Annotated in this window: 7 protein-coding genes; 5 read left to right on the top strand and 2 right to left on the bottom strand. The window is 56.1% G+C overall.

Features of this window, described 5'->3' with window-relative positions; genetic code table 11:
• Positions 1 to 229 precede the first annotated feature (229 nt).
• The 4 genes from R3F50_21075 (at position 230) to R3F50_21060 (ending at position 6,736) form a co-directional block, all read left to right on the top strand.
• Positions 230 to 2,746 (top strand): DUF305 domain-containing protein, encoded by a 2,517-nt coding sequence (locus R3F50_21075; GenBank protein ID MEZ5492781.1) that lies wholly within the window; start codon positions 230 to 232, stop codon positions 2,744 to 2,746.
• Between the two features lie 229 nt (positions 2,747 to 2,975).
• On the top strand, positions 2,976 to 5,129 hold the full coding sequence (locus tag R3F50_21070) for a PQQ-binding-like beta-propeller repeat protein (GenBank protein MEZ5492780.1): 2,154 nt from the start codon (positions 2,976 to 2,978) through the stop codon (positions 5,127 to 5,129).
• A 131-nt stretch (positions 5,130 to 5,260) separates the two neighbouring features.
• Positions 5,261 to 5,713 (top strand): hypothetical protein, encoded by a 453-nt coding sequence (locus R3F50_21065; GenBank protein MEZ5492779.1) that lies wholly within the window; start codon positions 5,261 to 5,263, stop codon positions 5,711 to 5,713.
• Between the two features lie 285 nt (positions 5,714 to 5,998).
• Complete coding sequence (locus tag R3F50_21060) at positions 5,999 to 6,736, top strand: glutamine amidotransferase (protein ID MEZ5492778.1); 738 nt, start codon at positions 5,999 to 6,001, stop codon at positions 6,734 to 6,736.
• 69 nt (positions 6,737 to 6,805) lie between these two features.
• On the opposite strand, the gene R3F50_21055 is transcribed toward R3F50_21060, so the two are convergent.
• Complete coding sequence (locus R3F50_21055; GenBank protein ID MEZ5492777.1) at positions 6,806 to 7,744, bottom strand: phytanoyl-CoA dioxygenase family protein; 939 nt, start codon at positions 7,742 to 7,744, stop codon at positions 6,806 to 6,808.
• A 102-nt stretch (positions 7,745 to 7,846) separates the two neighbouring features.
• Entirely contained in the window at positions 7,847 to 9,127 is a 1,281-nt protein-coding gene (locus R3F50_21050) for an HD-GYP domain-containing protein (GenBank protein MEZ5492776.1), read from the bottom strand.
• Positions 9,128 to 9,842: 715 nt separating this feature from the next.
• Here R3F50_21050 and R3F50_21045 point away from each other — a divergent pair.
• Entirely contained in the window at positions 9,843 to 13,181 is a 3,339-nt protein-coding gene (locus R3F50_21045; protein ID MEZ5492775.1) for a TonB-dependent receptor, read from the top strand.
• Positions 13,182 to 13,221 lie beyond the last annotated feature (40 nt).

The raw sequence follows: 13,221 nt of genomic DNA, 5'->3' as shown, positions 1-13,221 counted from the left end.
CCCGGGTCGACCGGGTATGACGGCCTCTGTGGCGCCGGCACTGACAGTGCGGGCGAATCATGCACCAACATGCGCCATGCGTGCACCTATAATGGTCGGTATAAAATACAGCAGCTGATTCTCGCAATTTAACGCCAAAAGCTTCTCTGTGGGGCTATACCTGGCGAACAGACAGGTTACAATTCAGGTTCGCATGATCCTGAACTTCCCAGTATTTCGGAGAAAATCTATGTATCGCGTACGTCAGTTACTGAGTCTGACGCTTCCTTTGACATTGACACTCGTCCTGTCCCCGGCAGCGTCCGCCCAAGTCCCCATCATTCAGCCTGGAGCGCCCGGGCAGGGCAGTCAGATTATTTCCCCCGAGGAAGCCTCCAACCTCGCCTCTATCGAATACACAGAGGCGGATATCCGTTTTCTGCAGGGCATGATTTCCCACCATGCTCAGGCTATGGAGATGTCTGCCCTGGCCGGATCCCGGTCCAGTCGCGAAGAAATTGAGCTTCTGGCTGACCGGATCAACCTGTCCCAGGAAGATGAAATTTCCATGATGCAGGGTTGGCTGGAAGAGCGGGGACTGGAGGTGCCGGAGGCCCATGCTCACCATGCCGACGGGTTTGATCTGATGCCGGGCATGCTCAGCGAGGAGGAGTTCGCCGAGCTGGAACAGGCAGAGGGGCCGCAATTTGACCGGCTGTACCTGCAGTACATGATCAAGCATCACAATGGTGCATTGCAGATGGTGGAAAATCTGCTGGATCAATTCGGTTCCGCCCAGGACCCGGTGCTGTATGCCTTCACTTCCGACGTGACTTCGGATCAGACCAGTGAGATCGAGCGCATGGATGCCCTGCTGGCCAGTTTTTCGCCAGACCCGCGGGTAGGGCTGGCCGCAGGATTCCGGGATGCCGGCGAAGCGGCGCTGAATATGCGACTGCTTTCGACTCTGCCAAAGCCACCCGGTTTTTTCGATCCGGCCAATCCTGCCGGCCTGCCGGTGAGCCGACTGGCCGAGCTGGAGACCCTGGAGCCTGAAAGCCAGGAGCAGACGACTGAGCAAAGCGGTGTCGTTGAAGAGACCGTTACCGATGTGGCGGTTACCGGGCAGGCTGAGACTCCCCAGGATGAAGAGGAGGAAGAAGATGAAAATGCCGACCCCCGACCCTCGCTGCTCAGTTTCTCCAATACGGACCTGTTGTTCAGTGGAGATGCCCTGGTGGCCGGTAACTACCATGGTTTTAACATCTATGACATCAGTAACCCAGCCAGCCCGGAACTGATGAGTTCGGTCGTTTGTCCAGGCGGCCAGGGTGATGTGTCGCTGGTTGGTGACTTGTTGATCATGTCAGTGCAGGAGGTGCGCGGCCGCCTGGACTGTGGGCTTCAGGGAGTGGCACCACCGGTCAGCGATGAGCGAATCAGGGGTATCCGGATATTTGATGTCAGCGACATGCGCATGCCTCAGCAGGTGGCGGCTGTGCAGACCTGCCGTGGTTCTCATACCCATACCGTGGTGTCGAACGGCAATGACGAGGGCAATATCTATGTCTATGTCTCCGGTACCAGTCGGGTCAGGGATGACGAGGAGCTGGCCGGTTGTTCCGACGATTCGCCATTCGAGAACCCCGAATCGGCGTTGTTCCGGATCGAGGTGATCGAGATTCCGGTAGACAGTCCGGAAAATGCCCGGATCGTCAATCGTCCGTTCATTTTTTCAGATCCGGAATCCGGCGTTCTGGCCGGCCTCTGGCGAGGCGGTGACCATGGGCCGGACACCCAGCGCACCAGCGAAACCAATCAGTGTCACGACATCACCACATTTCCAGACATCGGTCTGGCCGCAGGCGCCTGTTCAGGTAACGGCATCCTGCTGGATATCTCTGACCCTGCCAACCCGGCGCGGCTTGACGAAGTGATTGATCCAGGCTTTGCCTACTGGCATTCGGCCACCTTTAATAACGACGGCAGCAAGGTCATCTTCACGGATGAGTGGGGTGGCGGCGGACGGCCCCGATGCCGTGCCCAGGATCCTCAGACCTGGGGTGCCGACGCATTTTATGACATTGTGGATGGTCAGCTGCAGTTCCGCAGTCACTACAAGATGCCGGCCCCGCAAACGGATACGGAAAATTGCGTGGCTCACAACGGTTCACTGGTGCCGGTTCCCGGTCGCGATATTTTCGTCCAGGCCTGGTATCAGGGCGGCATTTCGGTAGTGGATTTCACGGACTCCTCGAACCCGGTGGAGATCGCTTTCTTCGATCGCGGCCCGGTGGATGAGGAAGAGCTGATTACCGCCGGGTACTGGTCGGCATACTGGTACGGTGGGTATGTTTATGGCACTGAAATAGCGCGAGGGCTGGATGTGTTTGCGCTGGAGCCAAGTGACTTTTTGACTGCCGATGAAATTGCTGCCGCCTCCCTGCGGGGAGCTGACCTGGTTGTGAATGCTCAGACCCAGGAGCGCGTGGAGTGGCCTGCGGTACCGGTGGTGGCCAGGGCCTATCTGGATCAGCTGCGACGTGGTCAGGATATTGACGCGCCAAGGGCTGCGGCGCTTGGTGCCGCGCTGGACCGGGCGGCGCAGCTGCTTGATACCGAGCAGGCAGACCAGGCGACGGCCAGGGAGCTGGTCTCTCTGGCTGACTCCTTTGAGGTACAGGCGGGCGGCAGAAGCGGCATTACTCAGCAGCGGATGCTGGCGCTGGCTGAAACGTTGCAGGGAATCGCTGAGAACCTGCGCTAGCCAGACCGGAAGCCGGTCTGCAGAGACTGTTGCCGCCGACCGGACAGAGACAGAAAAAGCCAGTGCCCCAGGGCACTGGCTTTTTTTTGAGCAGAGTTTATTGTCCCCATTGTCTGTACATGGAGGGCAATAGCTTTTACTCTCCACGGAAAGCCAGCCGATTCCCGGGCACTGCGGGGAGCGCCTGAAAATAACTGAAAATAATAATCTTCATCAGGAGAAGGCAATCATGATGACCTCACGTTTTATCCGCGCAGAGCGAAACCTGCTGACCTGGCTTGGGGGGCTGTTGTTCTGTTTGATCACTTCGTCCGCCTCGGCCCAGCGCCTGCCAGGAACTGAAAACGGTGAATGGCGCTATCTGGGGGGTGATTCCGGGAACACCCGTTCGTCGCCCCTGGCGCAGATTAATCGTGACAATTTTGATGAGCTGGAAGTTGCCTGGATCTGGCGCAGTGACAACTTCGGCCCCAACCTGGATTATTTTTTCCGCTCCACGCCGATTTATGTGGATGGCATCCTCTACACGGTGGCCACGCCCCGGCGTCAGGTTGTCGCCATGGACCCTGCCACCGGCGAGACACTGTGGACATTCCGTGAGCCGGAAACCATCCGGCATCAGCGGTCCCCCCGGCAAGCCTATGGTAAGGGTGTGACCTACGCGGAAATCAACGGCCGAGGAGTGGTTTATGTCACCACGCCGGGATTCTTTCTCTGGGCGCTGGATGCCAAAACCGGCCGTCCGTTAGCAAACTGGGGCGCCGAATTCCCGGTTGGTGGATTTCCTGAGACGGGAGCAATCGATCTGATTCCGCGCCTGGTTGAAGACTGGGGGCCCTGGCAGGACTATCTGGTAGCCGGAGGCAGCTACGACCCGGATTATGGTATCCCCCGGGAACTAGGCATGGTTACTGCTTCTGCGCCGCCGATAGTCGTTAACGGGGTGCTGGTGGTACTGGTGGGGCACCAGCCCGGTTATGGTCAGACCCGGATCGAGAATGTGCCCGGTGACATCATGGGTTTCGACGCGGCAACGGGGGAATTTCTCTGGAAATTTCATGTGATCCCCCGGCCCGGTGAAGTGGGGCACGAAACCTGGCTTAATGACGCCTGGCGCTGGTCCGGGGACATGTCAACCTGGGCGCCGGCTTCGGCCGACCCGGAGCTTGGCCTCGTCTACCTGGTAACCAACGCCTCGACCGTGCAGTCCTATGCGGGGCATCGTCCCGGCGACAATCTGTTCGGAGGCAGTGTGCTGGCGCTGGATGTGGCGACCGGGGAAAGGCGCTGGCATTTTCAGATCCATCACAGTGATCAATGGAACTATGATCTGCCAACGGCCCCCATTCTCATGAACCTGACTGTCGATGGCCAGGAGATACCGGCTCTTATTCAGAACACCAAGCAGGGACTGGTATTCGCCTTTAACCGGGAGACCGGCGAGCCCATCTGGCCTATCGAGGAACGACCTGTCATCCAGACTGAAGTGCCCGGTAATTACACGTCACCGACCCAGCCTTATCCGACCTGGCCGGAGCCGGTAGACCCGATTGTACTGAACGGGATTACTGAGGAATTTGTTATCGACTACACACCGGCCTTGAAGAACCAGGCGCTGGAAATACTCAGCCAGTTCCGGGTCGGCGGCCTTTATGTGCCTGCGCTGCCCGAGAATCACGACAACCCGTTTCTCAATAACGTAGGCTGTCTGGGGGGTGGAAACGTCATTCCCCACCCGCCGGTTGCGGACCCGGACACCGGGCTGATGTTTAACTCCCATAGACGAACCTGCTCGGCCCCGGGGTTCATGCGTCCGACCAATGGCGTGGACCGTGACAATCCCAATTACCCCGAGCCCGGTACTGGCGGGGCGACACCCAACAGTACGCCAACCACCGGGAAGACGGTGGTGGCGTGGCTGCCGGGCGGTGGCGGTGGTCTGCCAAGAATTGACGGCTTGACGCTTTATAAAAGAATGAACAACCAGCTTACCGCTTACCAGATGAACACGGGTGAGAAAGCGTGGTCGCTGCCGGTGGGAGAGGCTCCTGAAGAGATTAGAAACCATCCTCTGCTGCAGGGTGTTGACGTGCCCAATAGCGGAGGTGAGGGATGGTCAATTCAGATGCCCATGGGGGACATCCTGGTTCAGACCAGGGCGCTGAGCGAAGGTATGGCGCAAATGGAACCTGACGCACCGCTGACTCTTAATGCACGGGATAAGTTTACCGGTGAGGTTCTCGCCAGCGTACCGCTGCCGGCCCCCGGGCAATATGGGATGATGACCTACCTGCATAACGGCAAGCAGTACATAGTGGTACAGGTAGGCAGTTCCCGGACGGATTTCCCCGGGGCGTTGGTGGCCTACCGTTTGCCGGATTGATTTCCTCGTAACCGGGAACTTCTGTGACCCAGGTAGCATTCCCGAGGCTGCGGGCTATACAGGTTTAATGCACAGCTCTAGGATTAGTTCGTAAAGTTTCATTTAGCACATGAAAGCTGTGAAGAAGTCCTATGAAAAGAAAGATTCATCAAGTCATTGACGTGACTCTGTTCGGGGTCGGAATAGTGACCATTCTGGCGAGTGTTGTGCTTGTCGACGCAGCGGGTCTGCAGGCACAGGTTATGCTGGTGATTCTGGGACTGCTGGTCATGGAGGCTGGTGTCTGGGGTGCGGCCCGCAAAGCCTTCTCGAATGAGCGTCAGTACTCTCGCCTTCGAGAGGAAGGTGACCGGATGATCGACCTGATCCGTAAACTGAACGGCGCGGCGGTAGCCCGTGCGCAGGGGGTGGAAGACGGAACCCGGTTTCAGGCAACCCTGGAGGAGATGCATGCCTCGGTGCGCTTTATGGCCGAACTCGCCGCCGTTAAAGACGACCAGAATTATGATCGGTTTGTGGAGGCGCAATCGGGAAGTTCCCAAGGCGAATCCAGCAGTAGACAGCACTTTTCTGACGTCGCCTGAGCCACCCTGTCTGCCCGGACAGAAGTGCCAGGACAGGTTCACGAGCCCTAGCATCAGACCCAACTCCACCCGAAGGGGTTTGCAGGCAAACTCACTGCCTTCGTTGCCTCGCCTTGACAGGCCGACGGCAAGGCGCCTCGTCAGTGACCTCGCCAGAAAGCCAGAGCGATTCCCTTATTAATCAAAGGTTCCTAAAGTCGCGGCTGCCGGGAGGTGAGTTTCCTGTTAGCATGCGGCAACCGTTTGATAACCAATCTGATCACCTCTGACATTGACAGAAGTGCCATGGCTAAACCGTTTCTTATCTTGCAACTGCGCCCTGAGGATGTCACCGCAGACGACGAGCTGGCAGCCATAAAGCGTTATGGAGGGCTGGATGAGAAAGAAGTGGTGCGACGACGGGTAGAACAGCAGGGGTTCGGTGGCATTGATCTGTGCCATTATTCAGCAATTATTGTCGGCGGCAGCCCTTTTGATGTGAGCACCCCGGCGGGGAGCAAAAGCACAACCCAGAAATCCATAGAAGCCGGCTTTGGCCTGTTGTTTGATCAGATTGCCGCCAGGGACTTTCCCTTCCTGGGCTGCTGTTCGGGTAATGGACTGCTGGGCAATTACTGTGGCGCCTCCATTTCGACCCATTACGGAGAAGCTGTGGGTGGAACCGACATTCATCTGACCGATGACGGCATAAAGGATCCGCTGCTGAAGGGACTGCCTCGCACAATAAGGGTTCTGGTGGGGCACAAGGAAGCCTGTGACACCGTACCCCCTGGCTGTACACTGCTGGCGGGTAATGCAAGCTGTCCGGTACAGATGTTCCGGTTCAAGTCCAATATCTATGCCACCCAGTTCCACCCTGAAGGCGACGCCGCCGGGTTCACCGTGCGAATCAATGCCTACCGGCATCACGGTTATTTTCCTCCCGCCAGGGCTGATGCGTTGATCGCTATGGTTGCTAATGAAAAAACGCCGGAGGCGCAACTCATACTGCGCCGTTTTGTAGACCGCTTCAGGGAACTCTAATCAGCCCGGGGATTGCTGGGACATTTGATTAATTGCCGCAGCAGATTGCGGTAAATAACCTGAGGATTCTCAGTCGGGATTTTCCTGTATCACCATCAATGGAGTGCCTTCAGAGCAGACAAACCCCTTATAGTTGGTGGGAAATATTCGTGTCGGATCGATCGGCGGTTGAGGCTGTCTTCCGCGGGGTAAATAGTGTGTGACCAGGCTTTTTCTGCTGAGCTGATGGTTGGTCCGGGGCGACCCGCCGTGATACAGACCCGAACTCCAGAGCAGCACGTCGCCTTTTGAGGGCGTAAAGCGCTGCAACTCCAGGCCTGCTGACGCGGCGGCCTTATCGAGCCCGTCGCTGTATTTGCTCAGATCGCCTGCAGCCCAGACGCTGTCATTTTCAAAAACCACATCCCCGAGCCTGTGGCTGCCCGGATAGTACTGCAGTTCTCCCGATCCAGGCTCTATGTCTTCCAGTGCTATCCAGGAGGCGATGAACTCGCGGGGTGAGCTGACGTGTACGAAGGCGATATCACAATGGGTTGGCTGCTGAGAGCCATACTCGAAACTCAAGGATTGGAAGGCGACTGGCAGCCGTTCGAAAACCAACGTTAAGAAACGGTGGACGCGCTCTGAGAAGATCGCCCGACGGGCCGCCTCCGAGACCATGTGAAGATCCAGTAGTTTGGCCTCTTCTTCAAGCATGTGTTCCTTCACAGCGGGCTCCCAGAACTTTTTCCCATCGCGCCAGAACGACGTGCGACAAACTGACGGGCTGGCATTGAGAACCCGCTCGATGTCACTGTTTACCGCATCAATCAGGTTGTCGGGTATGGCGTTTGGAATGACTACGTAGCCATTATGGATCCAGTCGCGCAGCAGCCTGGCTTCATCCTCGCTGATCCAGCCCAGTTCCAGTTTACCGGCTAGCAGGTCGAGACTGTTCTGCAGATCCGTCCAGAATCCGCCATAGGCATTGGTAAAGGCAGTTTTTTCCGAGGGAGTTTCTGTAGTCATGGTTCTGCTGTGCAACTCTCCTTAACAATTAACCGGGCTGAGGGTCGGATTCCGGCAAGTGGTCCCGGAATATTATTATTGGCGGTTTAATAACCGGCGCTGTCAGTGACGAAAGTGTGAAAAGATGTACTCAAGGTCGATCTTGTATTCGTTTTCATCCAGGACCGATTTGATGGTCCGCCCACCGGGGTGTTCCTGGTATTCACGGGTATCCACAATCAGGGGCTGACGGCTGCGTTTGTTCTCATCCAGCACGATAGTTACTTTCGGGTGCAGGCGGCTGGTCTTGTTACTGTCGATTACAACTGCTCCTTCACCGCTGCGCAATTCGACCAACGAGCCGGTCGGGTAAATGCCCAGGCAGGCGATAAATTCTTCTACCAGCCAGCCGTCAAATTGGGAATCCCGGCACGAGAACAGAATTTTAATGGCTTCGGTCGCCGGCCTGGAATTATCATAACAGCGATTGGTCGTTATGGCGTCATAGGTGTCCACGATAGAAATAATCCGCGTGTACAAGCCAAGACTGCTCGCTTTAGCGCCCCGGGGATAACCGCCTCCGTCAATACGCTCATGATGCCCCCACGCTGCATCGATGGCCTCTTTCGGCAGTCCCTTGTCTTCTTCAAGGATTGCCTTGCCAATCTGGCAGTGGGTTTTGATGACGGCAAATTCTTCCTCGGTGAGCCGGCCCGGCTTGTTCAATACTGCGGGGTCGACCTGCATTTTGCCGACGTCATGCAGCATGCCGCACAGCCCCAGTTTTTCCAGTGAACTCTCATCCAGTCCCAGATGGCGTCCCATGGCAATAGCAAGAATCCCAACGTTGAGACAGTGCTCGGCGGTATACTCGTCGCGGTTACGCAAGCGGCTTAACCACAGCATGGCGTTCGGGTTTTCGATGATGCTGGTTACGCAGGCTTTGACCGAACGGCGCACATTAGTGACGTTAATCCCCCCACCGCGACGCACATCCTTTAATACATCCTTGATAACTCCCAGGTTGTCCTGGTGCTTTTTGAATGCAGTGTCGAATACGTCTTCAACCGGCCTGGCGGATTGATAGCGGTCCGGTTTCGCCGACTTGAGACGTTGCTTGTCCACTGGTGAGATCTGGGACTTTTTACGGGGGGGAGTGGCTGGTGCATTCACGAGTGCCCGGGGGCTCTGGACATGGAGGCTCTTGCCTTTATCGATGTAAATGAAGGCACATTCTTTTTTTACTTTTTCCAACAGTCTGTCGTTGTCCAGCAGAAAGCCCTGGAACAGGAAGGGCGTCTCCAGCCAGGGGCGATCAGCATAGGCCATGTACATGCCAAGGCGAATGTCGTTGGCATTGACTCTGATCAGCTCGCGATCAGTCTTGGGGGGGTGGTCTGCCATGTAATTTCGGTGTACATCAGGGAGTAGGGGTGATTTTAACTATCAGTAGCGATCCGCGAATAGTACTTAAATCACGGTTTCAGTGAAAGTCCGCTGACAGGCTTTCATTGACCAGACAACCGCAGAGCGGGAAAAGCCTGTTTAAAGCCTGCTTAAGTGCCGGACGATAGGGGAAAAGGGTTTGGGAACAAAATATTGCAGCAATCTTTGGGCTTCGCCTATACTCCCCCAGCTCCCCCAGCTCCCCCAGCTCCCCCAGCTGCCTCTGCGGCTGAGTGGCTGGTACCAGCATGACCGGTGTCTCTGTTTCTGCAAATAGAGGCCAAACAGACTGGGCAATGCGCTTCAGTCATCCGCGCCCTGCTAAACCACAGAGTGATAGTGGGAATAGTGGCGATAAATATAGGGGGATATGGCAAGGTGGTTTATAGCCTGATGAATGTCGCCCAATATAGCTTTAGCTGGCTGAAAAGACTGGAATTGAATGTGGAAAAATTAGAAAGAATTAAAAAGAATTAAAAAGAATTACAAAAAGAGCCGCTATAAAGTGACCAGAAAAAAGCAAAAATTGAAGAAAATAGGAAATTTAAAGAGAGAGTTAAAATCAACAAGAATTTATAACCCTGAAGCCTCCATTCCCTTGCAATAAACTCAGACAGGTCCAAACTGGCTCAGTGTTCTAGGTTCATACCCACAAGATATCTAGGGGGATATTATGCGCAATACCTTTCCCGGCAAGCGTAATGCACTTACGTTAGCAGTCATGATTGCAGGGACTTCCCTGACGTTGTCCGCTGTAGCACAGCAGGATGAAGTTGAAGAAGTTGTAGTCACAGGATCCTATCTCAGGGGCACGCCGGAAGATGCGCCGTCGCCGGTGGATGTCATCGACCGGGCCAGTATCGAGGCCCAGGGCGCATCCCAGATATGGGACGTGATTCGAAATCTCGAAGTCAACCAGGGGTCCGATACCAGTGTGGCGGGCACCAACGATGCCGGCCAGCTATCCGGTACGGCCTCGGTCAATCTGAGGAATCTCGGAGGTAACTCGACGTTGACCCTCATAAACGGCAAGCGCTTTACCCCGGCTGCCGTTGTGAGCAGCTCTGGCCAGGAGTTTGTTGATCTTAATAGTATCCCGCTGGTCATGACAGACCGGGTTGAAGTGCTGACTGACGGTGGCTCCGCCCTTTACGGATCCGACGCGGTAGCCGGTGTGGTTAACATCATCATGCGCACCGACTTCGAAGGCCTGGAGCTCTATGCCGATACCCAGGGAATCCAGGAAGCCGGCAGTACTTATGAGGAAACCATCAGTGGTATCTGGGGAACCAGTTTTAACGATGGTGACACGCGTCTTGTTCTGTCTGGCGAATATTTCAATCGCGACCCAGTCGCCCTGGAGGATTCCCAGTATTTCGATGAGGACCGGACCATCAATACCGGCCGGGTAGGGTCATTCAGCGTCAGCGGTGTGTTGGGTAATCCTTTTACCGCAGCTGGATCCCGGTACATCGATAATGATCTTACTGCCCAGAATAAGGCCGAGCGCGCAGCATTGGGCGAGGCTTTCAGTGGGCTGCGGGGCGTCGTCTATGTAGATCCGCTGTGTGACGAGCTCGCCGGTAATCAGGGTGACTTCTTTGTCGATAACCGTTACAGCGGCATTGGCAGACGCAGCGGAACCTGTGTCGAGGATAATATGGACAATCAGTTCATCGCTATCGGTCAGGAACGCACCAGTGCCGCTGCCAGCTTTGAGCACACCTTCAGTGATTCACTGGAGTTCTACTCGTTCTTCCAATATTCCGATACGGAAACGATTCGAGAGTGGGACGGCACCGCTTCTTCCCGCTCTACCCATCTGTTTCTTGATCCTACTACACTCGGCGCGCTTTCCAGCTTCTTCGGCAATGGTGTGGCGCCATTACCCACTAATGCACCAATTCTGGCGGCAAACGGGGGCCCGGGTTTCGGCTGGTATGGCAGTGGCGTGCTGACCGGCTGGCCTCGTACTGATGACGACCTGACCACTGAAAATACTTCGTCGGGCGTGCAAACTGGGCTGCGCGGCGAATTCACCGCCCTTGACGATCGCCGGTTCAATTACGATGTCAGTCTGTCCTGGAGTGATTCCAGTATCGAACAGAATGTGGCGACACTGCAAAGAGACCGGACGGAACTGGCCATCAATGGCCTTGGCGGCCCCAACTGTACGCCGAATGGTACAACCGATGCCAATTTCCTGGGTGTCTCCAGCTTCGCGCCCCTTGCAGGGCTGTTCGATGTTGTGTTTCCGGGCTATATCCTCAATACACGGGAGTCCTACTCCCTGGCGTTGACCAGTACTAATCATGGCCAGGGCGGCTGTGAGTTCTTCAATCCGTTTCTGACTGCGCTGACCGACCCCAACCTGGCCAATTCCCAGGAGCTGTTGGACTGGATGTCCACCCGCATCAAGCGCGCCGACAAGCGTAACCAGTTGATGGTCTTCGACGCGATAGTTTCCGGTGAGCTGTTCGAAATGACCGGCGGTACCGCCCAGTTCGCAGCCGGCGTGCAGCGCCGGGAACGTGATGCCTCAGGCAGGGCACCGGCAATCAATCAACCAGGCCTGACAGTTATTACAGGATACGGAGATGCACCCTTTCCGGGCGGCGATCTGTTCGCGACACCCAATCAGTTCGAAGAGGGAATTACCAATAATCTGGAGTGCGCCAGCTGTATCTTCAACTTCGATGACAGCCGAAGTATCAATGCGGCATTTGTAGAGTTCTCCCTGCCGTTCGCGGCCAATGTGGAATCCCAGGTTGCCCTGCGCTGGGAGGACTATGGCGGTAATATTGGCAGCGATATTTCGCCGAAGGTTGCCTTAAGCTGGCGGCCGATCGAAGAACTGCTGCTGCGCGGTTCTTTTTCCCAGTCGTTCCGGGCACCCAATATCGGGGTTGTAAACCAGGCATTTGAGGCTTTCTCCACGACCGTGCTGGATCCTCTCCGGAATCAGGACGTGCGTGCCGGTCTGCTGCCTGCTACCAATGACAACGGGATCGCCAATAGCTCCTTTACCTCCGGGGCACCGAACCCGGATCTGGGTAACGAAAACGCCAATACCTACAATATCGGCTTTCAATGGACTCCTGACGGAGCCTTTGACGGCCTGCGTCTCGGTGCCGATATCTGGCGTTTCGAGGTGGAAGACCGTGTGCTGCCGTTGATTCCGCGGGCGGCGCTGAATCCTGAAATCGCCGCATTCAACGCGGCGGTACAGGATCCCAATAACTTTATCCTGAACGACAGCATCCCGCTGGATGGCCGGGGGCCGGATGGTCAGCCCATCGCGTGTAATCCAAACGATCCGTCCACCTATGACGATCGCCGCAACTGTGTGGTGAATCCGGCTGCCTACGTGGTACCGGGCATCCAGCGCACAGTGAATGATGAGAATGCGGGACTGACAACCATCGTGTTGCCGGCGGTCAATGCGGGTAATATCGAAGTCCAGGGTATCGACGTCAGTGCTGGCTACAGCTGGGACAACGATTGGGGTCGGTTCCGCGTCGGTATTGAGTACACCCACGTTGACGAATATCTGGTCAAAGACGTGCCTGGTCTGGAGCTTGGCCTGCAGGAGACTGGCAAGTTCGACGCCGCGGGTGTAGACGGCGAACAGAATATTGTGCGGGAAGTGCCAGACAACAGAGGAACCATCAGTTTCAGCTGGAGTCGTGATGATCACCGTCTTTCTGTTTTTAATCGTCATATCGGTTCTTATCAGGTACTCAGCCACGATGATTACCTCGCCAACCCGACCCGTAATCCGCTTGATGCCGCTTTCGCCAAGCCAAAGGTCGCAAGCTACGACACCTGGGATTTGCAGTACAGCTACACCATGCGCTGGTCCAATCTGGCGCTGGGAGAGACTCAGTTCTCTCTGGGTGTGATCGACCTGACTGACGAGGATATTCCGCTGTTCCGACGTAATACATACGATGCATCGGTATTCGATGCCCGCGGTCGACGCTGGTACGCGAGAGCGAGGTGGTCGTTCTAGAACGGTCCGATTGCGCAGCCTGGCAGACCAGGCGCCAGCC

Source organism: Gammaproteobacteria bacterium (genome assembly GCA_041395725.1).
Taxonomy (GTDB): Bacteria; Pseudomonadota; Gammaproteobacteria; order Pseudomonadales; family Pseudohongiellaceae; genus NORP240.
This window is presented reverse-complemented; position numbering and strand designations above follow the sequence as displayed.

Coding starts and splice junctions, on each gene's coding strand:
- R3F50_21045 (MEZ5492775.1), top strand. CDS start 9,843: ATGCGCAATACCTTTCCCGGCAAGCGTAATGCACTTACGTTAGCAGTC.
- R3F50_21050 (MEZ5492776.1), bottom strand. CDS start 9,127: ATGGCAGACCACCCCCCCAAGACTGATCGCGAGCTGATCAGAGTCAAT.
- R3F50_21070 (MEZ5492780.1), top strand. CDS start 2,976: ATGATGACCTCACGTTTTATCCGCGCAGAGCGAAACCTGCTGACCTGG.
- R3F50_21065 (MEZ5492779.1), top strand. CDS start 5,261: ATGAAAAGAAAGATTCATCAAGTCATTGACGTGACTCTGTTCGGGGTC.
- R3F50_21075 (MEZ5492781.1), top strand. CDS start 230: ATGTATCGCGTACGTCAGTTACTGAGTCTGACGCTTCCTTTGACATTG.
- R3F50_21060 (MEZ5492778.1), top strand. CDS start 5,999: ATGGCTAAACCGTTTCTTATCTTGCAACTGCGCCCTGAGGATGTCACC.
- R3F50_21055 (MEZ5492777.1), bottom strand. CDS start 7,744: ATGACTACAGAAACTCCCTCGGAAAAAACTGCCTTTACCAATGCCTAT.